The organism is Bradyrhizobium sp. WSM1253, assembly GCF_000244935.1.
Lineage (GTDB): Bacteria > Pseudomonadota > Alphaproteobacteria > Rhizobiales > Xanthobacteraceae > Bradyrhizobium > Bradyrhizobium canariense.
In genome coordinates this window covers 2,481,835-2,505,979 of record NZ_JH600073.1, presented here as the reverse complement: position 1 = coordinate 2,505,979, position 24,145 = coordinate 2,481,835, and the positions used below count along the sequence as shown (strand labels likewise).

The window sequence follows — 24,145 nt, the reverse complement described above, 5'->3', positions numbered from 1 at the left end:
GCCAGCTCTTCGCGGAATGCAATCGTTTTTGACTTGGGGTTTTCATGCAGATGCATTAAACGAGCTGGCTCGCGGCTGCCATTTGCGAATCCGCGACGACGCACGAGGAACAGCATGTCGACACAGATGGGCGAGCTCGGTTCGGTCTCCCGTTCCTCCTCCTGGCGTACGCCGGCGATCATCATTCTCTGCGGCTGCGCGATCGGGATGCTCGGCTTCGGCCCGCGCTCGGCGCTCGGTTTCTTCGTACAGCCGATGAGCCATGAATATGCCTGGGGCCGCGACGTGTTCGGCCTCGCGATCGCGTTTCAGAATTTGCTGTGGGGACTGGGCCAGCCCGTCGCCGGCGCGGTCGCCGATCGCTTCGGCCTGTTCCGGGTAATGTGCGTCGGCGCTCTGCTCTATGCCGGCGGCTTGCTCCTGATGCGCTATTCCTCGACGCCGCTGTCGCTCAACATCGGCGCTGGCGTCATGGTTGGCTTCGGTCTCGCCGGCTGCTCGTTCAATCTGGTGCTCTCGGCATTTACCAAGCTCTTGCCGGCCGAGAAGCGCGGCCTTGCGCTTGGCGCCGGCACTGCGGCGGGATCGTTCGGGCAGTTCCTGTTCGCGCCGATCGGTGTGGCCCTGATCGACAATTTCGGCTGGCAGCAGGCGCTCACCGTGTTCGGCTTCCTGATGCTGCTGATCATCCCGCTGGCGCTGGCGCTCTCGACGCCGCCGGTCGCAAGCACGGCAAACGCGGCGCCCGCGGACCAGCAGACTTTCACCAAAGCGCTCGCGGAAGCCTTCGGCCATCGCTCCTACGTGCTGCTTGTGCTCGGCTTCTTCACCTGCGGCTTCCAGCTTGCCTTCATCACGGTGCATCTGCCGGCCTTCCTGGTCGATAACGGCATCTCCACGCAAGTCGGCGGCTGGGTGATCGCCGCGATCGGCCTGTTCAACATCATGGGATCGCTGAGCGTCGGCTATCTCCAGAACTCACTTCCCAAGCGCTACATCCTCTCGAGCATCTATTTCACCCGCGCGCTTGCGACGTTTGCCTTCATCTCGTTCCCGATCACGCCATTCTCGGCGATTGCGTTCGGCGCGGTCTCCGGCCTGACCTGGCTGTCGACCGTGCCGCCGACCTCGGCGCTGGTCGCGATCATGTTCGGCACGCGCTGGTTCGCCACCCTCTATGGCTTCGCCTTCGTCAGCCATCAGGTCGGCGGCTTCCTCGGCGTCTGGCTCGGCGGCATTGTGTTCGAGCGGTTCGGTTCCTACACGCCGATCTGGTGGCTCTCGATCCTGTTCGGCGTGCTCTCGGCGCTGATCAATCTTCCGATCGTGGAAAAACCGGTCCAGCGGGCGGTTGCGCAGCCTGCCTGATCGGCTAAACATCCCCTGAAACAAGTCAGGGAGTTTTGCTGTGGCGACGTTCAAGGCGATCCGGATCGACAAGGCGGACAAGGGCACCACCGCGCAGCTCACGCAGTTCGACGAAGCCGAGCTGATGGAGGGCGACGTCACCGTCCGCGTGGAATGGTCGACATTGAACTACAAGGACGGCCTTGCGCTCACCGGCAAGGCGCCGGTGGTGCGCCGCTTTCCGATGATTGCCGGCATCGATTTCGCCGGCACCGTCGAGCAGTCCTCGCATCCGCAATGGAAGGCGGGCGATAAAGTCGTCTGCACCGGCTGGGGCATGGGGGAGACCCATCTCGGCGCCTATGCCGAGAAGGCGCGGGTGAAAGGCGACTGGCTGGTCGCTCTTCCGCAGGGCCTGTCGGCGCGCGACGCCATGGCGATCGGCACCGCCGGCTTCACCGCGATGCTGTCCGTGCTGGCGCTGGAGAAGCACGGAGTGTCGCCGAACAGCGGTCCGGTCGTGGTGACGGGCGCGGCGGGCGGCGTCGGCTCGGTTGCGACCGCCGTGCTCTCGAAGCTCGGCTATCACGTCATCGCGTCCACCGGCCGTGCCTCCGAAGCCGGCTATCTGAAAGAGATCGGCGCGACTGAGGTGATCGACCGCAACGAATTGTCAGCGGCCGCCAAGCCCATCGCCAAGGAGCGCTGGGCGGGTGGCGTCGACAGCGTCGGCTCGACCACGCTCGCAAATCTCCTGTCGATGACAAAGTATGGCGGCGCGATCGCGGCCTGCGGCTTGGCGGCCGGCATGGACCTGCCGTCTTCCGTCGCGCCCTTCATTTTGCGCGGGGTGTGCCTTCTCGGCATCGATTCCGTGATGTGCCCGATCGAGCCGCGGAAAGCCGCCTGGCAGCGCCTGGCGTCCGATCTGGATCGGACAAAACTAGCTGAAATTACTCACGAAATTCCGCTTTCCGAAGTTCCGGAGTGGGGCGCGAAAATCCTGGCCGGCCAGGTCCGCGGTCGCACCGTTGTAAAAATTCTCTAACGGCGTTCAGACTTTACCAACCATGCTGCTTCAATGTCGCCATGGTTAGTATGGTAAGCAGCGGGTAAAGAGATAAGGCATAGCCCGCTGCGGGGTTGGTTCGGAGTTGAGCATGCTTGCGCGTATTGTGTTGGGGGCGGTCACGGCGGTAGCGACGTTTGCGCCGGCCATTGCTGGAAGCATGAACGCCGATGAGGCGCGCCGCTTCGTCGCCGGGAAGGTGTTTGCTTTCACCTGCTTTGACGGCACCCGCGGGGCTGGCCGCATCATGGACGACCTCGGCGCCGCCGGCGCTGTGCAGTTCTCGGGTGCAGGTCCGGTGAAACATCTCCGTCTGCCCGGCAACACGCTTCAGATCCGCGGCCAGAACGTCTGCGCCTCGATCAAGGGCATTCCGTTCGAGCCCTGTTTCAACCTTGAAAAGACCGACGATCGCAGTTTCCGCGGCTCGGTGTCGGGGATGGGCTTCGCCTATTGCGACTTCCATCACCAAGGCGGCAACCAGATGCTGATGGCGCGCGCCGTCGCGCGGCCGCGCTCGCTGCGCACCTCGGAACACACGGGTTCGGTCGGCGCGACCAACACCGAAGTCGCCGCGCGTGTCGAGACCCCACGCGTCGAGAGCAGCCGGCTCGAGCCGGTGAAGCCGCAAGTTAAATCGGAGCCCGCCAGGGACGACGCCCCGCTGGAGCTGCGCCGCTCGACCCAGTGAGTTGGCTGCGCAGGACAGTCCGCGCACTTTGTCGTTGAGAGCTGCCATCAAACACGAAGCCGCCGCGCCGTAGTCATACGGACGGCGGCTTTCATGCGTTGGTAGCTGTTCGCGCCCCAGTTTGCGTACGGCCGGGGGGCGCGGCCCGATAAAAGGGTTCAACGATGTCGCTGTACTTCTTCCGTATCAGCACGGGCCGCTATTCCGGTGCTGCCGACCAGCCATATGAGTTCGAGGACCGCGCCGCGGCCTGGACCGAGATGACCGAAGTCTGTGCCAATTTGCTCGGCGGCATCTCACGCGGCCTGAAACAGGACGCCGAATGGCGCATGGAGCTGCTCGACGAGAACAAGGAGCCGGTGTTCCGGATCAGCCTGATCGGCGAGAGCCAGAAAGCCCTTGGTCGCACTGGCTAGAAATCGGGCATCTTACCGCCGCGTGTGGTTAACTTGTTAAGCGCGCGGACCGTGCCATTTTTCAAGGGATTTCCCGGCGAAGCCGGTATTTGTCCGGGGGTGGCCGTTAACCGGATCACCACACCTGAAGCTCAGTTCTTAGGCAAGGGCGATCAACGCCGAGGGCGGCCGACAATGACTTGGCCGCGCATCCCGGGAAACGCCCTCATGTCGAGACTCATCCAGAATCTACAAATTGGTACCAAGCTCGCGCTCGCTTCGGTGTTCGGCGTTATTCTCGTCGGCGCCATGATCGCGAGCCAGGTCATCGGCAACAACACCGTGCGTCATTCCAACCAAGCAGCAATTGCGCAGCAGGAATTGGTGCGCGAGGCCACCGAAGCCAAGCTTGGAATACGTGGCATGCAGCTCGCTGTACGCGACATGCGTCTCGCCAACAATCAGGGTGACTTGCAAAAGGCGAGCGAGACTCTGCTGGAGCGGTCGAAAGCGCTGAACGGCGTCATCGATTCCATGCTCAGATTGACGCACTCCCCGGAAAATCGCGCGCGGATGGAGAAGCTCAGGTCTACGTCCGCCGATTACCTGAAGGGCGCACAGCAGAACGCCTCTTTTCGCAGCGAGGCCATTGCCGTTGCGGCCACGGACCCCGCGCGCGCGGCCAAGATTTCCGAGGAAGGCGCGCGCCAGATCCGTGAGGTGACGCTGCCGCTTGCGACGCAACTGGATAATTTGACCAGCGAGATCGCCGATTTCGCCAAGCACAAAGGCGAGGAAGAAATCGCTGCCGCGACCCAGGAGATGGCCGCGAGCGAGCGTCTCGGCATGGTGGTCGGTGCGTGCGCCGTGCTCGTCCTCGTCGGTTCATGGCTGATGTCCTTCCTGACCATCGCGCGGCCGATCCGCGCGCTCACGGTTGCCATGGACAAGCTCGCTGGCGGTGACTTCTCCGTGGTGCTGCCGGGGCTCGGCCGCAAGGACGAGGTTGGCGGCGTCGCCGCGTCCGTCGAGAAATTCAAGATCGTATCCGAGCAAAAGGCGCGCGAGGATGCCGAGGCCAAGATCAGGCAGGACCAGGTCGCAGCCGCGCAACGCAAGGCAGAGATGCACAAGCTCGCGAACGGCTTCGAAGCTGCCGTCGGGGAGATTGTCGACACCGTCTCCTCGGCCGCGACGGAGCTCGAAGCGTCGGCCTCGACGCTGACCTCGACGGCGGAGCGGGCACAGGAACTGACGATAGTGGTTGCTGCGGCCTCGGAGGAGGCGTCGACCAACGTGCAGTCGGTGGCGTCGGCCACGGAGGAGCTGTCGTCCTCGATCACCGAGATCAGCCGCCAGGTGCAGGAATCGGCGCGGGTCGCGAGCGAGGCGGTTACCCAGGCCCGCACCACAACGGACCGTGTCGGCGAATTGTCCAAGGCGGCGGCTCGCATTGGCGACGTGGTCGAGCTGATCAACACCATCGCCGGCCAGACCAACCTGCTGGCGCTCAATGCCACCATCGAGGCGGCACGCGCCGGCGAGGCCGGTCGTGGCTTTGCCGTGGTGGCTTCCGAAGTGAAGGCGCTGGCCGAGCAGACCGCAAAGGCGACCGGCGAAATCGGCCAGCAGATTTCGGGCATTCAGGCCGCGACGCAGGACTCGGTCGCCGCCATCAGCGCCATCAGCAACACCATTGAAAAGCTGTCCGAGATATCGTCCACGATCGCCGCGGCCGTCGAGGAGCAGGGCGCGGCGACGCAGGAAATTTCCCGCAACGTGCAGCAGGCGGCGGAAGGCACCCATCAGGTCTCGTCCAACATCACCGACGTGCAGCGCGGCGCGGGCGAAACCGGCTCGGCATCCTCGCAGGTGCTGGCAGCCGCGCAGTCGCTGTCCGGCGACAGCAACCGCCTCAAGCTTGAGGTCGGAAAATTCCTCGACACCGTGCGCGCCGCCTAAGAACCTCGTTCCGGACAGCTCGGAAGACGCCCTGCCTCCTTAGGCGGGGCGTTTTTGCATCCGATCGTCGCCGCGAACGTCTCGCGCACGCCTTCGGCGAACGTCGGCTGCAAAAACAAACAGCGGCGACCTCAAGCTGAAATTTACAACTTGCTCGCGAAATTACCCCTTCGATTTCAACTATTTGGGCTGAAATCTCAGTATTTCTCCGAACCCTCCCGTTAACCAGAATGCGAAAACACGAGGACTAGATTCTCCGGCAAGGGCGATCAACGTCCATGCAGCCGGCAAGGACTTGGCTGCGTGTTTCCTTCGGGGAAAACGTACCATGTTGAGCCCTGCACATCATCAGGCCCGAACTCAGGCCGCCAGCGCGTGGAGTCGGCTCGGACATGTTCGGATCGGCACGATCTTGCCGATCATCATCTCTGCCCTGGTCTTGCTGGGGTTGGCCTCGGCCGGATTCATCGCCTATGAGGCCATCCTCAAGAGGCGAGAGTCCGGGGCATTCCTGAAGGTCAATGCAGTTACCCAGCTGCTGCTGCGCAGCGCAGGACATTGGGCGATTGAACGCGGGCTGACCAACGCCGTGCTGAAGTCTCCTGATGTCGTCAGCCCCGAGCGCCGTGCCGAAATCGCAAAGGCGCGCGCGACGGCCGACGAGGCCTTTCGGCAAGCCATCCTCGATATCAGCGCGATTCCCGAAATGGCGGCGGGGCAAAGACAGATTGCGGACGCAGCGACGAAATTCGAGGCGCTGCGTCTCTTGCGTGAGAAGGCCGACGTGGGAATGTCGCGCCCGCGCGTCGAACGCGAACCTGACCTCGTCGATGGCTTCGCGCCAACGATTACGGAGGTGATCGACGTCGCGAGCAACCGCTTGCGGCTGACGCTCGAAACTCTCACCAGCCCGCCCGTGGCAAGGCTGGCGCAGCTCATCGGCTTGCGACATCTGACAGCTCAGATGGCCGAGAATGCGGAAGGGAGCGGGCCCTGCTGGCCGGTGTCGTCGGTGCGCGTGCGAAGCTCGGGATGGAGGGCTATGAGCGCCTTTCGGCGCTGCGGGCCAAGGTCGAGCTCGCATGGGACACCGTATTGCCGGTGCGGCTGCGCTCGGACCTCGCCCTGCAGATCGGCGAGGCGATGACGGAGGTCGAGAAGTCCTATTTTGGACTCTACGGTGAAACGCGGGCGCTTGTGCTCGCCGGTGGCGAAGCCGGGGACTACAAGATCACGGGACCCGAGTACTTCACGCGGGCCACTGCCGGCATCAATGCGGTGCTGAAGCTCGGTGAAGCCATTGGCGCGGCCGCTGACCGCGAAGCCACGATGCAGGCAGAAGTCAGCACTCGTAATTTCGCTTTCACGGTCGTGTTGCTCTGCGCCTCGGTGATGCTCGCTGGCCTCAGTTTCTGGATCACCTTTGGCCGGATCCTCAAGCCGCTTTCAGCCATTTCGGTTGCGATGGGTGGGCTCGCCAATGGCGACTTCACGACGGTCGTACCAGGCACCCGCCGAGGTGACGAGGTCGGCGAGATGGCACGGACCGTTGAAGTCTTCAAGCAAAACGGCCTCGAAGTCGAACGCATGCGCGGCGATCACGCTGCGGCCGAGAAGCGGGCAGCCGAGCAGCGCAAGGTGGAAATGCGGAAGCTGGCCGACGGCTTCGAAGCCGCGATCGGGGAGATCGTCGACACCGTGTCCTCGGCAGCGACCGAGCTGGAAGCCTCGGCGTCGACGCTCACATCGACTGCGGAGCGTGGGCAGCAGCTCACGACCATGGTTGCTGCGGCCTCCGAGGAGGCGTCCGCCAACGTACAGGCGGTGGCGTCGGCGACCGAGGAGCTGTCGTCCTCTATCACCGAGATCAGCAGGCAGGTGCAGGAATCGGCCCGCGTGGCCCACGAAGCTGTCGGCCAGGCGCGTGTCACCACCGAGCGTGTCGGCGAATTGTCCAAGGCGGCGACGCGGATCGGCGCCGTGGTCGAGCTGATCAGCACGATCGCAGGTCAGACCAATCTCCTGGCGCTCAACGCGACCATCGAGGCCGCGCGCGCCGGCGAAGCGGGTCGCGGCTTTGCGGTTGTCGCCTCCGAGGTCAAGGCACTCGCCGAACAGACCGCGAAGGCCACCGGTGAGATCGGGCAGCAGATCGCCAGCATCCAGACCGCGACCGAGCATTCGGTCGGCGCAATCAAGGACATCAGCGGCACTATCGAGAAGCTCTCGGAGATTTCCTCCACGATCGCGGCGGCCGTGGAAGAGCAGGGCGCGGCGACACAGGAAATCTCCCGCAACGTGCAGCAGGCGGCGGAAGGCACCCATCAGGTCTCGGCCAACATCACCGACGTGCAGCGCGGGGCGAGCGAGACCGGCTCGGCGTCGTCGCAGGTGCTGGCGGCGGCCCAGTCGCTCTCTGGCGACAGCAACCGTCTCAAGCTCGAAGTCGGCAACTTCCTCGATACCGTGCGCGCAGCGTGACGCGGCATCGCGCAGCGCAAGCGGAACGCGAGATCGGGTTCGTCTGCTGAGCGACGACGCGCCCGCGCACTGGGATCGACGTTAACGCACGTGACGCGGCAAATTCGCGAGGCGTGTTTCGATTGCGCGGGATGGTTGCGATAATCCGGCAATTGAGCGACATATTCAGTATTTCTACTCAAGCGGCATCGCCTCGCGCTTAACGTTAATGGAAAGCTCGCAGACTAGCCTCCAAGGCTGTTCGCGCGCTTCGCCGCGACAATGCGTATCCCGGGGATGTTTTCGACGATGTTCAGCCACCAAACTCGCCATCACCTCGGCGCTGACCCTCGCGCTCGTTGCGCTGATGATCCTCCTCCAGATGAGCGGAAGTGCCGAGGTCCAGAAGCTCAACAATAGCGCATCGGGACAGCAGGCGATCGCGCAAAACGCCGCGGAAGCGAAGGCGTCGGTGCGGGGCATGCAGATCGGCATTCGCGACATCCTGACCTCGTCCTCGCCTGCCGAGTTGCAGAAGGCCGCCAGCTATTTCAACGACCGCCAGACGGCTGCCCTTAAGTTTTCCGGTGAAATGGCAGGGCTCTCGCAATCGCCGGAGAACCACAAACGTATCGACCGCCTGACCGTGTTGATTGGCAATTTCCAGAAAGGCGAGCAGCAGATCGAGGCGATCCGTAAGCAGGAGCTCGCGCTCGAGTCGAGGAAGGACGGCGAAGCGGCGACGCAATTGGCAAAGCTGACCGCTGAAATCATCCGCATCCGCAAGGAGATGCTGATGCCGACCAACGCGGAAATATCGGAACTGGCCGACGAGATCACGAACTTCGCCAAGCATAAGAGTGCAGAGGCGCGCACGGCGGCGGAAACAGAGGCTGCGTCCGTTGCGCGGACGTCATTCGTCGCAGGCGTGCTGGTCGCGCTGGTCCTGATCGGCGCGTGCGTCTTCTCGATCTTCAGCATTGCCCGTCCGATGCGCGCCCTGACTGTCGCGATGGAGAAGCTCGCGGGCGGCGACTTCGCTGTGGTGCTGCCGGGCCTCGGCCGCAAGGACGAGGTCGGCGGCGTTGCCGGTGCCGTCGAAAAATTCAAGACCGTATCCGAGCAGAAGGCGCGCGAGGAAGCGGAAGCCAAGATGCGGCAGGACCAGATGGCGGTCGAGCAGCGCAAGGCCGAGATGCGCAGGCTTGCCGACAGTTTCGAAGGCGCCGTCGGCGAGATTGTCGGCACGGTGTCGTCGGCCTCGACCGAACTCGAAGCGTCGGCCACGACGCTGACCTCGACCGCCGAGCGCACGCAACAGCTCACGACCGTGGTTGCAGCAGCCTCGGAGGAAGCCTCGACCAACGTGCAATCGGTGGCGTCTGCGACCGAAGAGCTGTCGTCCTCGATCACCGAGATCAGCCGCCAGGTGCAGGAATCGGCGCGGGTCGCGAGCGAGGCGGTGACCCAGGCCCGCACCACAACGGACCGTGTCGGCGAATTGTCCAAGGCGGCGGCTCGCATTGGCGACGTGGTCGAGCTGATCAACACCATCGCCGGCCAGACCAATCTGCTGGCGCTCAATGCCACCATCGAGGCGGCACGCGCGGGCGAGGCCGGTCGTGGCTTTGCCGTGGTGGCTTCCGAAGTGAAGGCGCTGGCCGAGCAGACCGCAAAGGCGACCGGCGAAATCGGCCAGCAGATTTCGGGCATCCAGGCGGCGACGCAGGACTCGGTCGCCGCCATCAGCGCCATCAGCAACACCATTGAAAAGCTGTCCGAGATATCGTCCACGATCGCTGCGGCCGTCGAGGAGCAGGGCGCGGCGACGCAGGAGATCTCGCGCAACGTGCAGCAGGCGGCGGAAGGCACCCATCGGGTCTCGTCCAACATCACCGACGTGCAGCGCGGCGCGGGCGAAACCGGCTCGGCATCGTCGCAGGTGTTGGCAGCCGCGCAGTCGCTGTCGGGCGACAGCAACCGCCTCAAGCTCGAGGTCGGCAAATTCCTCGACACCGTGCGCGCGGCCTGACGGGCGCATATCTCTGAGAGAACTGCAACCGCCGCGCGTAGAAGCGCGGCGTTTGCGCGCGTGCATATTGCGGCGCCGCGACGAAGACCGCGCAGGGTTAACTTTCCGGAAAACCGATGCAGTCATGATCCCCGCAATATTCCGGGCGCTGAGTCGCCCTCACGTATTGCGTATCGACGTATTGGAGCACACTCATGAGCGGCCCTTCCATTCGCCTCGCCCACAAGGTCATGGCGATCGGACTGTTCGGATTGTTGGGCCTCGTCGGCTTCGGCGCGATCTACGAGATCGGCAGTCTCTCCCAGGACGCCTCTCGCGAGATTGCCAACCGGGCTCGTGCGATCGCCGACATCGACAAGCAGCTCTCGATCGAGATGCTGGAGGCTCGCCGGGACGAGAAGAACTTCCAGCAGCGCCGCAACGAAAGCTACGCCAAGGCCCATGCCGAATTGATCGGCCCGATCAACCGCGACTTCGAGGAGATCGAGCGGCTGGTTGCGGCCGGCGGCATGGGCGCGCTGTCCGACCGGATGAAGCAGGCGCATGACGGCTTCAAGCGATACGCGTCGGACTTCGGCGCATTGGTGGCCGCGGAGACCCGGCTCGGCCTGAACGAGACGCTGGGCCTCTCCGGCTCGCTCCGCGCCGCCGTGCACGACATTGAGGCCAAGCTCAAGGAGATCGACGATCCCAGGTCCACGAGCTGGATGCTGATGATGCGCCGGCATGAGAAGGATTTCATGCTGCGGCGCGACCCAAAATACATCGCCGAGATGAAGAAGGCCGCAGTTGAATTCTCCAAGGCGATAGAGGTTGTCGCGGTCCCTACGGCGGTGATGAACGACATCACGGCCAAGCTGCAGAAATACCAGTCCGAGTTCGCGGCGTGGGCCGACACTGCACGGCAGAGCGCAGCCCTTGACGCCAGCATGATGAAGACCTTCCGCGAGCTCGAGCCGGGTATGGTCGAGGTACGCAATACAGTCGAAGGCCTGTACAAGCAGGCCAATTTGGGGAAGCCGCGACCCGCGATGCCGTGCGCATATGGATGATGGTCGCCTTCGGCGTCACCGTCGTAGTGCTCGCCGCAGTCGGCTTCCTTCTGGGGCGTTCGATCTCGAAGTCGCTTGCCGGCATGGTCGGTGCGATGACGCGGCTTGCGCGCGGCGAGCTTTCGATTTCCGTTCCCGGCATCGGGCGCAGGGACGAGATCGGCGAGATGGCCGGTGCCGTCGAGGTGTTCAGGACCAACATGGTGGAGGCCGAGCGGCTGCGCGTCGAGCAGATCGATGCCGAGGCGCGCGGGCGCCAGCAGCGTAAGGCCGACATGCACCGGCTCGCCGATAATTTCGAAGGCGCGGTCGGCGAGATCATCGATACTGTTTCATCGGCTGCAACCGAGCTCGAGGCGTCTTCGAACACGCTGACGCAGGCCGCCGAGCGCGGCAACGGGCTTGCCACCGTCGTGGCGGCCGCCTCCGAAGAGGCCTCCGCGAACGTGCAGTCGGTGTCTTCAGCGAGCGAGGAAATGACCTCCTCGATCTCCGAGATCAGCCGTCAGGTGCAGGAATCGGCGCGTGTCGCCGATGTCGCCGTCGAGCAGGCCCAGCGCACCAATGCGCGCGTCGCCGAGCTGACCAAGGCCGCTTCCCGCATTGGCGACGTGGTCGAGCTGATCAACACCATCGCCAGCCAGACCAATCTGCTGGCGCTCAACGCGACGATCGAAGCGGCGCGAGCGGGCGAGGCCGGCAAGGGTTTTGCCGTGATCGCGACTGAAGTCAAGGCGCTCGCCGAGCAGACTGCGAAAGCGACCGGCGAGATCAGCCAGCACATCGGTGCGATCCAGACCGCAACGCAAGACTCAGCCGGGGCGATCAAGGAGATCGGCGACACCATCGCGCGGATGTCGGAGATCTCGTCGACCATCGCGGCCGCGGTCGAGGAGCAGGGCGCCGCCACGCAGGAGATCTCCCGCAACATCCAGCACGCCGCGAATGGCACCTCCGAAGTCTCAGCGAATATCGGCCACGTCCAGCGCGGCGCAGGCGAAACCGGGGCTGCCTCGGCGCAGGTGCATTCGGCTGCGCAATCCCTTTCGCAGGAGAGCAACCGGCTGAAGAGCGAGGTCGCGCGCTTCCTGGAATCGGTACGGGTGGCGTGACAGCCGCTGCCGCGTTGGTCGCATGTTGCGGCGCAAGCGGACACGCTGCGCGTGGCAGCATGAGGTGGCTGCGAGCTGCAACAAATGGTTGCATGAGAAATAGCGACTGTCGGAAGTGTCCCGTAATTTTACGTAGGTCCCTGTTAACGCCTGCTTGCGACTATGTGTGCAATCTCACGGGATAAGAACCAGCCAGCATTGTTGAACTGACATCCGTCTCCCCACCGTCGTGGCGATCACGGCGCAAATGATTTGCGCGTTGTCAGGTAACATCGGGATTTGTCGTGATGTCGAAATTGTCGATCGTCTTCAAGCTTCTGGCCGTGCTGTCGGTCCTCGTTCTTTCGCTCGCCGGTGTCGGCGTGACGGCGATCGGCACCATGCAGAACATCAATTCCCATACGGTCGAGATTGCGGAGAGCTGGCTGCCCAGCGTGCGCGCGCTTGGCTCGCTTCGCGCCGACATCAACGAGCTGCGCGTGGCGCTCCGTCTGCATCTGATGCAGGACAGCGTCGAGGGCAAGGACGCCGCCGAGAAGCGCTTGGCCTCGCTGCGCGCGCGCATCGACCAGACCCGCAAGGTCTACGAGCCGCTGATCACCTCCGCCGAGGAGCGCTCGCTCTATGGGCAATGGAGCACGGCGTGGGCCGAGTATCTGAACGGCGTGCAGGACGTGATGGCGTTGTCGCGCAAGGGCGTCGGCCGTTTCCCAGCCGACGCTAACGAGCTGTTGCAGACCAAGGTCGCGAAGATGGCCCAGGCCGCCGACCCGCTGCTTCAGAAGGGCATCGAGATGAACAATCGCGGCGCCGAGCTGGAGACCAAGCAGGCCGCTGACAGCTATGCCATGATCTTCCGCGTGCTGGTCGGCATCATCGTGCTCTCGGTCGTGATCGCGATCGGCGCCGCCTATTATCTCGTGCGCGACGTTTCCCGTGGCATTGCCTCGATTATCCGCCCGATGCAGTCGCTCGGCGAGGGTGACCTTTCGGCCGAGGTGCCGCATCGCGGCGAGCGGACCGAGATCGGCTCGATGGCGGATGCGCTGCAGATCTTCAAGGAGGCGCTGATCGCCAAGAAGGCCGCCGACGAGGCCGCCGCGCGCGACGCCGAAGTCAAGATCGAACGCGGCCGCCGCGTCGACGCCATCACCCGCAAGTTCGAAGCCATGATCGGCGAGGTCGTCGGCACCGTATCCTCGGCCTCCACCGAGCTCGAGGCCTCCGCCTCGACGCTGACCAACACCGCGCAGCGCGGACAGGAACTCGCGACCGTCGTCGCAGCCGCCTCCGAGGAAGCCTCGACCAACGTTCAGGCGGTAGCATCCGCTTCGGAGGAGCTGTCGTCCTCCATCACCGAGATCAGCCGCCGGGTGCAAGATTCGGCGCGGATGGCCGCGGAGGCCGTCGAGCAGGCGGCGCGGACCAACGACCGCGTCAACGCGCTGTCGCAGGCGGCGTCCCGCATCGGCGACGTCGTCGAGCTCATCAACACCATCGCGGGCCAGACCAATCTGCTGGCGCTGAACGCGACCATCGAGGCCGCGCGTGCCGGTGAAGCGGGCCGCGGATTCGCGGTCGTCGCCTCCGAGGTCAAGGCGCTGGCGGAGCAGACTGCGAAAGCCACCGGTGAGATCGGGGCGCAGGTCTCAGGTATCCAGGCGGCGACGCAGGAATCGGTCAGTGCCATCCAGGAGATCGGCGGCACCATCGAGCGGCTGTCCGAAGTGGCTGCGGCCATCGCTGCCGCAGTCGAAGAACAGGGCGCGGCCACGCAGGAAATCTCGCGTAACGTCCAGCAGGCCTCGGTCGGCACGCAGGAGGTCTCGTCGAACATCACCGATGTGCAGCGGGGTGCGTTCGAGACCGGCGAGGCCTCGAACGAGGTGCTGTCGGCGGCAAAATCGCTCGCGACCGACAGCACCCGTCTCAAGGTCGAGGTCGCGCAATTCCTGGAATCGGTTCGCGCGGCCTGATCCTCAAATGCTCGTCTGCGGAGCCGGCGGCGGTGCGACCTGCCGCCGGAACAGGATGCGCTGGTAGAGCCAGCCGATCGCGACCAGCACGATGCCGAGGCACATGAAGGACAGCGCGCGGTAGACGCCCGTCAGCGTCGACATGTCGATGACGAAGGCCTTCAGGATCGTCAACGCGATCACGACGGCCGACGCCAGCCGCGCCCGCTCCGAATTGACGAGAATGCCGACGCCGAGCAGCACCACGCCGAAGCCGAGCCAGCCGATCGAATAGGTATATTGCTCGGCGCCCGTCGTCTCCCCGGAGGAGAGGATCGGGCCGTGATAGAAGCGGCGGATCTCCAGCGTGACATAGGTCAGCGCGAACAGCAGCGCGCCGCCCGCAATCGTGTTGGCGTAGGCCTTGCCGCGTTCGCCGGCCACGGCATAGGACAGCAGCAGCATCAGCACCGCTGGCAGCGCGTAGCCGAGCAGCAGCAGGTTGAACACGGCGCCGCCGACGTCGGTGCGCCACAGCAGCGGGTTCTCCAGGATCAAGAGGCCGAACACGCCCACGAGCCCGGCGATCGCCGTGAGCACGACCGCGCCGACATTGTGCACGATGCTGCGGCTGCGCTGCCGCAGACGCTCCAGCCCGATCGCCATGGCGAGCATGACGCTGACCTGCAGCGCGCATTCGAGCAGCGACGGTGCCGACGTCACGTCGCCGCCGGTCGCAAAGTGCCGGATCTCCATGAAGGCGAGCAGCGCGGTGAACAGGATCGCGGCGCTCTCGATCATGCGCAACGGGGCGTCGTCGCCGCGGCGGCGCAGGAACAGGCTCGCCGCCCAGAACGATGCCGCCGGCACGCCGTAGCCCCACAACAGCCAGTTGAAGATCGGCGTGGTTCCGACGGCGTCGCCGACGATGCGTGGATCAAAGCCGATCCGAGCGGTGACCAGGCCTGCGAAGATCGCGGCCAGCCAGCGCAGGAACGGGATCGGCCGCTGCATCGAGATCCAGGCGGTGCCGAGCGACATCAGCGCGAGTGCGATCGTGAGCCAGCCCTTCTCCAATGCAAATGTCAGCGCCAGCGCCAGCGCACCGAGCGTGCCGGTCGCGAACAAGGCCGTGGAGATCATGGCGCCCGGCCGGGTCTCGCGGCGCGCAAGCGCTTCGGTGGCAGCGCCGAAGGCGGCGGCGAGCAGCACCGCGAGAATGGCGAACGGGATCGAGCGGTCGAGGTGCGCGATGCGTGCGTAGAGCGCGACCAGGATCGCGATCGGCGTCGCGACACCCGCGACCGACCACACCACCGGAATGATCGCCGAGTTCGAACGGCCCTGCGCGAGGAATCCCGCGATGCCGAAGCCGGCGGCGAAGATCGCCGCCATCACCAGATGCAGCGTCACCGCGCTGTCGATCGCCGTCGGTGCGATGCCGGCGATGGGGCCGCCCGGCAGCACCAGCATGTCGGGATTGGCGCGCACCGCCCATTCGGCGAACACGATGAAGACGGTCGCGGCGGCCGCGCCGAGCGCGCCGGTGGCCGCCGGCGCGCGCCAGGCGACAAGCAGCGTCGCGCCGACGAGCAGCGTGAAGGCGATCAGCGCCAGGTCCGCATGCGCGCTCGACAGCACGATCAGCATCGCGCCGAACAGATAGGCACCGAGCGAGCCCGACGAGACCGGCTCGATTTCACCGTCCTCGATCGTCGGGCCGAACATGAAGCCGCAGACGACGAGAAGAGCGGCAAGAACGAAGCCTGCGATCACATGCAAAGCGTGCGGCGCGACCTGCAAGTCGCTGGTATCGAGCCCCGGAAAGATCCAGAGCACGGCGAAGGCGATCGTGGTGACCGCAAGCCAGCGCCACAACCGGATACGGGCGAGGCCGAAGCTCGCGGCGGTGACGATGGCGAGATAGATGTAGAGTGCCCAATAGTTCGGCTTGTCGCTCGAGACGAGGATCGGCGTCACGAACGCGCCGACTACGCCGAGGCCCGCGAGCGCGGGCCCGTGCAAAAGCGCTGCAGCCAGCGTGCCGAGCGCGACGAGGCCGAGCAGCACGAAGGCGGTCGCGGGGACGAGGAATCCATAGAGCGCGTAAGCCGCGTAGATGGTCGCAAATGCCACCGCCGTGCCGGCCGCGGTGAGGATCGCGGGAATGTTGGCGATCGGCAGCGCGGCGATGTTGGAGATGCTCTCCTTGCGGCGTGACCATTCGCCGGCGCCAAGCAGCGCCAGCGCGAACACGCCGCCAAGGAACACGCGCACACCGGGGCCGACGAGGCCGGCCTCGATCGAATAGCGCACCATGAAGAAGCCGCCGAGCGCGAGCGCAAGGCCGCCGATCCACACCACCCAGCGCGTGCCGAGCCGTTCCTCGAAGCCGGGCGCGGGCGCGGGTGCGGGCCGCGGCGGCGGCGCGTCGGCCTCGGTGCTCGCTTCGAGCGGAGGCGGTGAAACATCCTCCGTGACGGGCGGGGGCGGCGCCTCGGCTCCCGGTTCGGCTTGGGGCACAAGCGGCGGCGGCGCTGCAGAAGTCGTCGCGGACGCTTCAGCCCACACATCTGCCGGGATCCGCGGCGGCTGCACGGGCCGTTGCGCGTGGAACGTCGCTTCGAGCGAGCTCAGCCGTCGTCGCAGCTCAGCCGCCTGGCTGGAGGCCTTGATCGCGATGATGAAAGCGATGACCGCAATGATCAGCGCGAAGACGTCGAACGGGCCGTCAGACATAAAGCCTCCAGGCAATCGGCGGGCAGGGGCCGATCGCGCATATCTCGGGTTAGCGCCGGGAGCGTACGCGCAAGCCCGGCGCGGGCCGCTCCTGGAGCACGTCGCGACGGAAGCGGTAGAGCGCCGCCGGACGTCCGCCCGTCTGTGTCGACATCACCCCGGTCGGTTCGACCAGGGCTTCCATTTCGACCAGGCGGCGGAAATTTTGTTTGTGCAGGTGTCGGCCGGAGATCGCCTCCACCGTATACTGCAATTCGGTGAGTGTGAACTCGGCGGGCAAAAGTTCAAAGACCACAGGACGATACTTCAGTTTTGCACGCAGTCGCGCGATCGCTGTCGCAAGAATCCGGCGGTGGTCGAAGCGCATGGATGTGCCGAGCGCGGGCAGTGCCTTGCGCGCTAATGCCGCAGGGCGACCGTCGCGCCGTGCTTCCTCGACCAGCCCGGCCTCGTACAGGAGCTCGTAGCGGTCGAGCACGCGCTCCTCGTCCCAGGACGCGCCGTCGAGACCGAAATAGAACCGCACGCGATCCTTGCGCGGCAGTGCGCGCGTCGTCTCCGGCGTCTCCTCTTCGGCCCACTCGGTCAATGCCGGGATGATGTCGTCCGCGATGATCGCGGGCGGCCCCTCGCGCCAGTCTTCCCACGGCAGGAAGCGATACCACGGCGCGAAGCTCGCACTCGTGGCTGCGAGTTCGCCGCCGATGGCGCGCGTCAGTGCGAGATAGCCGATCGACACCATGTGCGCGCCGATGTCGCCGGCTTCGGCATGCCGGCCGCGATCGCCGAACGTGTAGAGCTGTTCGACATAGCCGAGCCGCAGGCCCGTCTGTTCCTCGACCCAGGCCCGCAGGCCGATCTCGAAAGTGCGGTGGCTCGGCGCATCGAACGGGCCGAACGGCAGGCCGGCCAGTCCGTCACTGTCGCGCGCGGTGAGGATCAGCGGCTCATGATTCTCGATCGCGACGATCGCGGCAGTCAGGCCGATCTCGATCGGCGTCAGCAGCTTTTCGCTCATGCGATGGCGATCGCGTGAGTGATGAGATAGGTATGCCAATTGTTTGAGCCGGTCTCGCCGCGGGCTCGCTGTAACCTCTCCCGCTTGCGGGAGAGGTCGGCGCGCAGCGCCGGGTGAGGGCTTTCTCCTCTAGGGGACTGTCCCGATGCGGAGATACCCTCTCCCCACCCCTCTCCCGCAAGCGGGAGAGGGAGCACACCTCTGCTGTGGTGCGCAACTGTCATTCGAGCTCGATCACGAACGGGCGGCCCTCGACCATCATCGCGCCCGGGCCCATCTCGTCGAGTGCGCGCAGCATGCGGCCGTTGCGTCCCAGCGCACGGTCGGCAAGGCTGACGATGCGGCGGTTCGGCGAGGCGATCGGGGAAGCCGCTCTAATCTTCTTTGCGATCTCGGTCTCGTCGCGATCCGGATTGAGTGCGCACACGGCGGCGAAGGCGCTCGCGGTGGAGCGGCTGATGCCGGCATAGCAATGCACCACCAGCGGCGCGTCGCGGTCCCAGCTGCGCACGAAGTTCAGCACCTGCTCGATATGCGTTTCCGATGGCGCGACGAAGCCGTCCATCTCCTCGGTGATGTCGTCCATCGATACCTTGAGATGGTTGGCCGGCAGCACCGACACCGGCCGCGCCACCTGCTCGACATTGGCCATCACGGTCAGCACGTGGCTGGCCTTGGTGAGGCGGACGGTTTCGGGAAGGGCGGCGAGGGAACAGACGTGGATCATGGCGGACCTTTTTGGCGGCGAGTATAGCGAGCGCCCGTAGGGTGGGCAAAGGCGCATCGCGCCGTGCCCACCATTTCGCAACTGCGCATCTCCACCAGTTTGGTGGGCACGCTTCGCTTTGCCCACCCTACGAAGGGATAGGGTTCACGCAAACACGGCGCCAAACCGCTCCAGAAACTGCTTCTCGGCCCGGGCAGCCGTCCAGGGGGTGAGATAGTCGCGCCGGACGCTGTCGGGCAGGCCCGGATCGCGGCCGAACAGGCGCCTGGACTCGCTTTCGCTGAAGCCGGCGAGCGTCGTCGCCTCCAGATAGGCCGCGCCGCGATCGGCGGCCTTGATCGCCAACGTGATCTCCTCCGGCAGCACCGGCGGCAGGCCAAAGCGGATGTGGATGGCGCCGAGTAGGCGTTTTTCGACTGCCTTGTAATGACCGTCGAGCACGGCCTTGAACGGCGATATCATATCGCCGATCACGTATTCGGGCGCATCGTGCAGCAGCGCGGCAAGCCGCACGCGCAGATCCACGCGCGGGTTCTCGTGCCGAATCACGGTTTCGACCAGCAGCGTATGCTGCGCGACCGAGAAGATGTGTGCGCCGATGGTCTGGCCGTTCCAGCGGGCGACACGCGCCAGCCCATGCGCGACGTCGGCGATCTCGATATCGAGCGGGGAGGGATCGAGCAAATCGAGCCGCCGGCCCGACAGCATGCGCTGCCAGGCACGAGACGCCACATCGGGTGACGACTTCCTGGCCGTCATTTGGACTTGAGGCGCGGCTTGCGCTGCGTCTTGCCGCAGCTCGCGTGACAATGGCAGTCGACGAGATGATCGTTGACCATGCCGGTCGCCTCCATGAAGGCATAGACGATGGTCGGGCCGACGAATTTGAAGCCGCGCGAGGACAGCTCCTTGGAGATTTGCGTGGAGAGCGGCGTCGAGGCCGGTACGCTCGCGGTGGTCTTGAAATGATTGACCTTGGGCCTTCCGTCCATGAAGTCCCACAGGAATTTCGAGAAGCCGGGGCCCTTCTCCATGATGTCGAGATAGGATTTCGCGCTTGATATTGTGCCGTCGATCTTGGCCTTGTTACGCACGATGCCGGCATCGTTCATCAGCGCGTGAACTTTCTTCTCGTTGTAGCGTGCGATCTTTTCCGGCTGGAAATCGTCGAAGGCTTTGCGGAAATTGTCGCGCTTGCGCAGGATCGTGATCCAGGACAGGCCGGCCTGGAAACCGTCGAGGATCAGCTTCTCATAGAGCGCGCGGTCGTCATATTCCGGCACGCCCCATTCGGTGTCGTGATAGGCGACGTAGAGCGGATCCTCGCCGGGCCAGGGGCAACGCGTCTTTCCGTCGGGATGCAAGCGTGGAGCACGGCTCATGCGATGGGTTGCTTCGTCGGAATGCGGACGATTTCAGGTTCCGCTAGCCTCACAGCGAGGCCACCGGCAGTCAGCGCCTGTCCTGCGTCGAGCGCATCGGCGACGCGGTCGATGCGCACCAGCGCGATACCCTTGCCCTGCGCCGACGAGCCCATCGTGCCGACCGGCTTGTCGCCGGCGAGAATGCTGACGCCGGGCTCAGGCGAGGAGTCCTCGAGCAGTACCTTGACACTGCGGGTGCGGGCGGTGCCGCGATGCTGCATGCGCGAGACGACCTCCTGGCCGACATAGCAGCCCTTGTCGAAATCGACACCGGCCAAACGGTCCATGTTGGTCTCGTGCGGGAACGCATCGCTGTACGTGAAATCGAGCCCGCCGCGCGGCACGCCGAGCGCGATGCGGTGGGCCTCGTAGGCGGCGGCGTCGACGAGCTCGGCGCCGATCAGATCGGACAGCTTATGTTTGAGATCTTCGGGGATCAGGATGCGGGTGCCGAGGTCTTCATTGCGCGGATCGGCGAAGGCGAGGTCGGGCTGGGCCGCAGGCTTGCCGTCCCAGGCCGCGAGCACGCCGAGATCGTCGGACAGGTTTTCCACCGTGACCTTGGCGCGCAGCTTGTAGAATTTCAGCTTGGTGGCGAGGCCGTCGGCAAGCGGCTTCGGGCAATCGATCAGGAACCCGCCGCCATGGCCGGCAGGCGCTTCCGTGATCAGGAAATCTACGATGATCTTGCCCTGCGGCGTCAGCAGCGCGCCGAATCGGCCGAGGCCCGGCTTCAGCTTGTCGACATCGGTCGTGACGAGGCCATTGAGGAAGTTGCGCGCATCCTCGCCCGCGACCTTGATCACGCCCCGGTCCGGAAGAAACGCTGATTTCATACGAAAATCTCTTGCGACATGTTGCTCCGGAACGTAAGCCCGCAAGGCAAAAACGACAAGACCTCAAGCCCTGCGCTTGGGGACGAGAGAGGCCTTCAGCCATGACCCAGCGTTTCGACGTGATCCTCAAGGGCGGCACTGTCGTCAACCAGGACGGCGAGGGAGCCCGCGATATCGGCGTCGTCAACGGCCGCATTGCCGAGATCGGCACCCTGTCGCAGGCTTCCGCCGCGGAGGTGATCGACTGCAAGGGCCTGCACATCCTGCCCGGCGTGATGGACACGCAGGTGCACTTCCGCGAGCCCGGGCTGGAGCAGAAGGAAGACCTCGAGACCGGTTCGCGCAGCGCCGTGATGGGCGGCGTCACCGCCGTGTTCGAGATGCCGAATACGTCACCGCTCACGGTGACGGAAGCCGCCTTCACCGACAAGGTGAAGCGCGCCCATCACCGCATGCATTGCGATTTCGCCTTCTTCATCGGCGGCACGCGCGAGAACGTGCAGGACCTGCCGGTGCTGGAGCGCGCGCCGGGCTGCGCCGGGGTCAAGGTGTTCATCGGCTCCTCGACCGGCGCGCTCTTGGTGGAGGATGACGAAAGCCTGCGCCGCATCTTCCAGGTGATCCGCCGCCGCGCGGCGTTCCACGCCGAGGACGAGTACCGCCTCAACGACCGCAAGTCGCTGCGTATCGAGGGCGACACGCGCTCGCACCCGGTGTGGCGCGACGAGACCGCGGCGCTGATGGCGACGCAGCGCCTGGTGAAGCTCGCGCACGAGACGGGCAAGCGCATCCACGTGCTGCATATCTCGACCAAGGAAGAGATCGAATTTTTGCGCGACCACAAGGACGTCGCCTCCTGCGAGGCGACGCCGCATCATCTCACGCTGGTGGCGCCCGAATGCTACGAGCGGCTCGGCACGCTGGCGCAGATGAATCCGCCGGTGCGCGGCGCCGATCATCGCGCCGGGATCTGGCGCGGCATCGAGCAGGGCATCATCGACGTGCTCGGCTCCGATCATGCCCCGCATACGCTCGAAGAGAAGCAGAAGATCTATCCGGCCTCGCCCTCCGGCATGACCGGCGTGCAGACGCTGGTGCCGCTCATGCTCGATCATGTCAATGCGGGTCGGTTGTCGCTGGCGCGTTTCGTCGATCTCACCAGCGCCGGCCCCGCGCGCCTCTACAATATGGCCTGCAAGGGCCGCATCGCCGCCGGCTACGACGCCGACTTCACCGTCGTCGATCTCAAGCGCAGCGAGACCATCACCAACAAATGGGTGGCCTCCAAGGCCGGCTGGACCCCCTATGACGGGTTGCGCGTCACCGGCTGGCCCGTCGGCACCTTCATCCGCGGCCGCCGCGTGATGTGGCAGGGCGAGCTCGTGACGGCCTCGCAAGGTGAGCCGGTGCGGTTTCTGGAGACGTTGAAACAGTAGGGAGCGGCACAAGCGTTCCGCACTCCCGGCGTCGTCCTGGCGAAAGCCAGGACCCATTACCCCGACTGCATCTTGTGCGAAGACTGGTGGCCAACACTTGGGCGCCACAACTTGATCCTGTGGTAATGGGTCCTGGCTTTCGCCAGGACGACGCCGAGGGAGGAATGAACGTCCCAACCGACACCCCTCATCACCACCGAGCAACTCGCCGCCATACTCGGCGATCCCAATCTCCGCCTCTACGACTGCACGACCTACAACGAGCCGGTGCCGCCGGGCAGCGACGTGCCCTATCGCGCCGTGCCCGGCGACAAGACGTTCGAGGCCGGCCACATTCCAGGCGCCGATTTTCTCGACCTGCAAGGCGAGTTCTCCGACGCCTCTGCGCAGCAATTCTTCATGATGCCTGACGTGGCCCAGCTGGAGACCGCCTTCGGCCGCCACGGCCTCGATGCGTCCAAGTCCGTCGTGCTCTACAGCATCGGCACCATGATGTGGTCGACGCGGTTCTGGTGGATGCTGCGCTCGCTCGGCGTTGACGCGCGGGTGCTCGACGGTGGCCTCGACAAATGGAAGGAAGAGGGGCGGCCGGTCGAGACAGGCGCGCCGAAGGGCTATCCGGCCACCACCTTTAAGGCCATACCGCGCGCAGGCTTCTTCGTCGATAAGAATGCAGTGAAGGCACGGCTCGGCGATCCCGCGACTGTTATCGTCAACGCGCTCGGTTCCCAGTTTCATCGCGGCCTCGAGCCGAGCCGCTATGGGCGGCCCGGCCGGGTTCCCGGCAGCGTCAACGTTCCCGCGGCGGTTCTCACCAATGCCGACAAGACGCTGACGACGCTCGCCGATGCCGAAGCCAAATTCGCCGCGGCAGGCGTCACCTGCGACAAGAATGTCATCCTATATTGCGGTGGCGGCATCTCGGCGACGATCGATTTGCTGCTGCTGACGCAGCTCGGTTATGACAAGCTGACGCTGTACGATGCTTCGATGGGGGAGTGGGCGAAGGATCCGGCGCTGCCGATCGAGACGGATTAGGACATTCCCTGGTCTCTCCCCCAGGGGAAGGACAGAAACTTGGGAACCTTTCCCTTGGGGCCGCATCCAATGTCCGGAACGAAGCCAAACAAGCAGGTGACCGCCATGCCACGGACCGCAGCCGGCCTGTCCGCCGGCGCTAAGACTTCAGAAATCCGGACATTGGAAGCCGAACTGGTCGAGCGGGCGCGGGGCCGTGACGAGGCCGCGTTACGCGAGATCATGCAGGCCAACAATCGCAGGCTCTATCGTCTGGCGCGCGGAATTCTGCGCAGCGACAGCGAAGCCGAGGATGTCGTTCAGGAAACCTATATCCGCGCCTTCACCCATCTCGACGGTTTTCGCGGCGAGTCCGGTCTGTCGACATGGCTGTCGCGCATCGCCATCAACGAGGCGCTTGGCCGGACGCGAGGCGCCAGGCCGCATGTCGAGCTGGGCTCGGTGCCCGAAGCGACGCTCGAGGCGCAGATCATCAAATTTCCCGCTTCTCCCGCAGGCGATCCGGAAAGGACCATGGCCCAACGTGAAATCCAGCGCGTCGTCGAGCGCGCCATCGATGAGTTGCCGGATGTCTTCCGCATGGTCTTCGTCGCACGCGTGATGGAAGGCATGAACATCGAGGAGACCGCCGAGCTGCTCGGCGTCAAGCCCGAGACCGTGAAGACGCGACTGCACCGTGCGCGCACCATGTTGCGCGAGAACGTCGAGAAGGAGATCGGTCCGGTGGTGATGGATGCGTTCCCGTTCGCCGGGTGGCGCTGCGAGCGGCTGACCGTGTCAGTGCTGAAGCGGCTCGGCATCGGCGGCTGAATTTTTCGGGAACGTTCGCGCGAAAATTCCATCCAACGCCTG

General features: G+C 65.0%; 16 protein-coding genes and 2 pseudogenes. 12 read left to right on the top strand and 6 right to left on the bottom strand.

What is annotated here, in order from left to right:
* The first annotated feature begins 114 nt into the window (after positions 1–114).
* The 9 genes and pseudogenes from BRA1253DRAFT_RS13475 (at position 115) to BRA1253DRAFT_RS13435 (ending at position 14,096) form a co-directional block, all read left to right on the top strand.
* A complete protein-coding gene (locus BRA1253DRAFT_RS13475; RefSeq protein WP_007594939.1) occupies positions 115–1,368 on the top strand; it encodes an MFS transporter in 1,254 nt (417 codons plus the stop codon).
* A 40-nt stretch (positions 1,369–1,408) separates the two neighbouring features.
* Positions 1,409–2,395, top strand: coding sequence for an MDR family oxidoreductase (locus tag BRA1253DRAFT_RS13470; protein ID WP_007594938.1), 987 nt, complete (start codon positions 1,409–1,411; stop codon positions 2,393–2,395).
* Between the two features lie 112 nt (positions 2,396–2,507).
* A complete protein-coding gene (locus BRA1253DRAFT_RS13465; RefSeq protein WP_007594937.1) occupies positions 2,508–3,107 on the top strand; it encodes a hypothetical protein in 600 nt (199 codons plus the stop codon).
* A gap of 164 nt (positions 3,108–3,271) precedes the next feature.
* A complete protein-coding gene (locus BRA1253DRAFT_RS13460; protein ID WP_007594936.1) occupies positions 3,272–3,523 on the top strand; it encodes a hypothetical protein in 252 nt (83 codons plus the stop codon).
* A 207-nt stretch (positions 3,524–3,730) separates the two neighbouring features.
* Positions 3,731–5,464: a methyl-accepting chemotaxis protein gene (locus tag BRA1253DRAFT_RS13455; RefSeq protein WP_245285911.1), complete on the top strand. Its 1,734-nt coding sequence runs from the start codon at positions 3,731–3,733 to the stop codon at positions 5,462–5,464.
* A 328-nt stretch (positions 5,465–5,792) separates the two neighbouring features.
* A pseudogene (locus BRA1253DRAFT_RS13450) lies at positions 5,793–7,945 on the top strand (methyl-accepting chemotaxis protein).
* 346 nt (positions 7,946–8,291) lie between these two features.
* Positions 8,292–9,956, top strand: coding sequence for a methyl-accepting chemotaxis protein (locus tag BRA1253DRAFT_RS13445; RefSeq protein WP_088940946.1), 1,665 nt, complete (start codon positions 8,292–8,294; stop codon positions 9,954–9,956).
* A 194-nt stretch (positions 9,957–10,150) separates the two neighbouring features.
* Positions 10,151–12,120: pseudogene (locus BRA1253DRAFT_RS13440) on the top strand (methyl-accepting chemotaxis protein).
* Positions 12,121–12,407: 287 nt separating this feature from the next.
* On the top strand, positions 12,408–14,096 hold the full coding sequence (locus BRA1253DRAFT_RS13435) for a methyl-accepting chemotaxis protein (RefSeq protein WP_007594934.1): 1,689 nt from the start codon (positions 12,408–12,410) through the stop codon (positions 14,094–14,096).
* 3 nt (positions 14,097–14,099) lie between these two features.
* On the opposite strand, the gene BRA1253DRAFT_RS13430 is transcribed toward BRA1253DRAFT_RS13435, so the two are convergent.
* From BRA1253DRAFT_RS13430 to BRA1253DRAFT_RS13405, 6 genes are all read right to left on the bottom strand, one after another.
* Entirely contained in the window at positions 14,100–16,814 is a 2,715-nt protein-coding gene (locus tag BRA1253DRAFT_RS13430) for a DUF2339 domain-containing protein (RefSeq protein WP_007594927.1), read from the bottom strand.
* A 49-nt stretch (positions 16,815–16,863) separates the two neighbouring features.
* Positions 16,864–17,832, bottom strand: coding sequence for a hypothetical protein (locus BRA1253DRAFT_RS13425; protein ID WP_007594925.1), 969 nt, complete (start codon positions 17,830–17,832; stop codon positions 16,864–16,866).
* A 220-nt stretch (positions 17,833–18,052) separates the two neighbouring features.
* Positions 18,053–18,559 carry a tyrosine phosphatase family protein gene (locus BRA1253DRAFT_RS13420; RefSeq protein ID WP_007594910.1) on the bottom strand — a complete coding sequence of 169 codons (507 nt, stop codon included), beginning with the start codon at positions 18,557–18,559 and terminating at the stop codon, positions 18,053–18,055.
* A gap of 144 nt (positions 18,560–18,703) precedes the next feature.
* On the bottom strand, positions 18,704–19,318 hold the full coding sequence (locus tag BRA1253DRAFT_RS13415) for a YfbR-like 5'-deoxynucleotidase (RefSeq protein ID WP_007594908.1): 615 nt from the start codon (positions 19,316–19,318) through the stop codon (positions 18,704–18,706).
* Entirely contained in the window at positions 19,315–19,941 is a 627-nt protein-coding gene (locus BRA1253DRAFT_RS13410; RefSeq protein WP_007594906.1) for a DNA-3-methyladenine glycosylase I, read from the bottom strand. The genes BRA1253DRAFT_RS13415 and BRA1253DRAFT_RS13410 overlap by 4 nt, the downstream gene beginning before the upstream one ends.
* A complete protein-coding gene (locus BRA1253DRAFT_RS13405) occupies positions 19,938–20,819 on the bottom strand; it encodes a folate-binding protein YgfZ (protein ID WP_007594904.1) in 882 nt (293 codons plus the stop codon). The genes BRA1253DRAFT_RS13410 and BRA1253DRAFT_RS13405 overlap by 4 nt, the downstream gene beginning before the upstream one ends.
* A gap of 101 nt (positions 20,820–20,920) precedes the next feature.
* On the opposite strand from BRA1253DRAFT_RS13405, the gene BRA1253DRAFT_RS13400 reads away from it, so the two are divergent.
* From BRA1253DRAFT_RS13400 to BRA1253DRAFT_RS13390, 3 genes are all read left to right on the top strand, one after another.
* Entirely contained in the window at positions 20,921–22,255 is a 1,335-nt protein-coding gene (locus BRA1253DRAFT_RS13400; RefSeq protein WP_007594902.1) for a dihydroorotase, read from the top strand.
* A gap of 189 nt (positions 22,256–22,444) precedes the next feature.
* Positions 22,445–23,293, top strand: a complete 849-nt coding sequence (locus tag BRA1253DRAFT_RS13395) for a sulfurtransferase (RefSeq protein WP_035993269.1) — start codon at positions 22,445–22,447, stop codon at positions 23,291–23,293.
* Between the two features lie 105 nt (positions 23,294–23,398).
* Positions 23,399–24,103, top strand: a complete 705-nt coding sequence (locus BRA1253DRAFT_RS13390) for an RNA polymerase sigma factor (RefSeq protein WP_007594895.1) — start codon at positions 23,399–23,401, stop codon at positions 24,101–24,103.
* Positions 24,104–24,145: the final 42 nt, after the last annotated feature.

Coding starts and splice junctions, on each gene's coding strand:
- BRA1253DRAFT_RS13410 (WP_007594906.1), bottom strand. CDS start 19,941: ATGAGCCGTGCTCCACGCTTGCATCCCGACGGAAAGACGCGTTGCCCC.
- BRA1253DRAFT_RS13405 (WP_007594904.1), bottom strand. CDS start 20,819: ATGAAATCAGCGTTTCTTCCGGACCGGGGCGTGATCAAGGTCGCGGGC.
- BRA1253DRAFT_RS13460 (WP_007594936.1), top strand. CDS start 3,272: ATGTCGCTGTACTTCTTCCGTATCAGCACGGGCCGCTATTCCGGTGCT.
- BRA1253DRAFT_RS13430 (WP_007594927.1), bottom strand. CDS start 16,814: ATGTCTGACGGCCCGTTCGACGTCTTCGCGCTGATCATTGCGGTCATC.
- BRA1253DRAFT_RS13465 (WP_007594937.1), top strand. CDS start 2,508: ATGCTTGCGCGTATTGTGTTGGGGGCGGTCACGGCGGTAGCGACGTTT.
- BRA1253DRAFT_RS13435 (WP_007594934.1), top strand. CDS start 12,408: ATGTCGAAATTGTCGATCGTCTTCAAGCTTCTGGCCGTGCTGTCGGTC.
- BRA1253DRAFT_RS13420 (WP_007594910.1), bottom strand. CDS start 18,559: ATGATCCACGTCTGTTCCCTCGCCGCCCTTCCCGAAACCGTCCGCCTC.
- BRA1253DRAFT_RS13475 (WP_007594939.1), top strand. CDS start 115: ATGTCGACACAGATGGGCGAGCTCGGTTCGGTCTCCCGTTCCTCCTCC.
- BRA1253DRAFT_RS13390 (WP_007594895.1), top strand. CDS start 23,399: ATGCCACGGACCGCAGCCGGCCTGTCCGCCGGCGCTAAGACTTCAGAA.
- BRA1253DRAFT_RS13425 (WP_007594925.1), bottom strand. CDS start 17,832: ATGAGCGAAAAGCTGCTGACGCCGATCGAGATCGGCCTGACTGCCGCG.
- BRA1253DRAFT_RS13445 (WP_088940946.1), top strand. CDS start 8,292: ATGATCCTCCTCCAGATGAGCGGAAGTGCCGAGGTCCAGAAGCTCAAC.
- BRA1253DRAFT_RS13400 (WP_007594902.1), top strand. CDS start 20,921: ATGACCCAGCGTTTCGACGTGATCCTCAAGGGCGGCACTGTCGTCAAC.
- BRA1253DRAFT_RS13415 (WP_007594908.1), bottom strand. CDS start 19,318: ATGACGGCCAGGAAGTCGTCACCCGATGTGGCGTCTCGTGCCTGGCAG.
- BRA1253DRAFT_RS13455 (WP_245285911.1), top strand. CDS start 3,731: ATGTCGAGACTCATCCAGAATCTACAAATTGGTACCAAGCTCGCGCTC.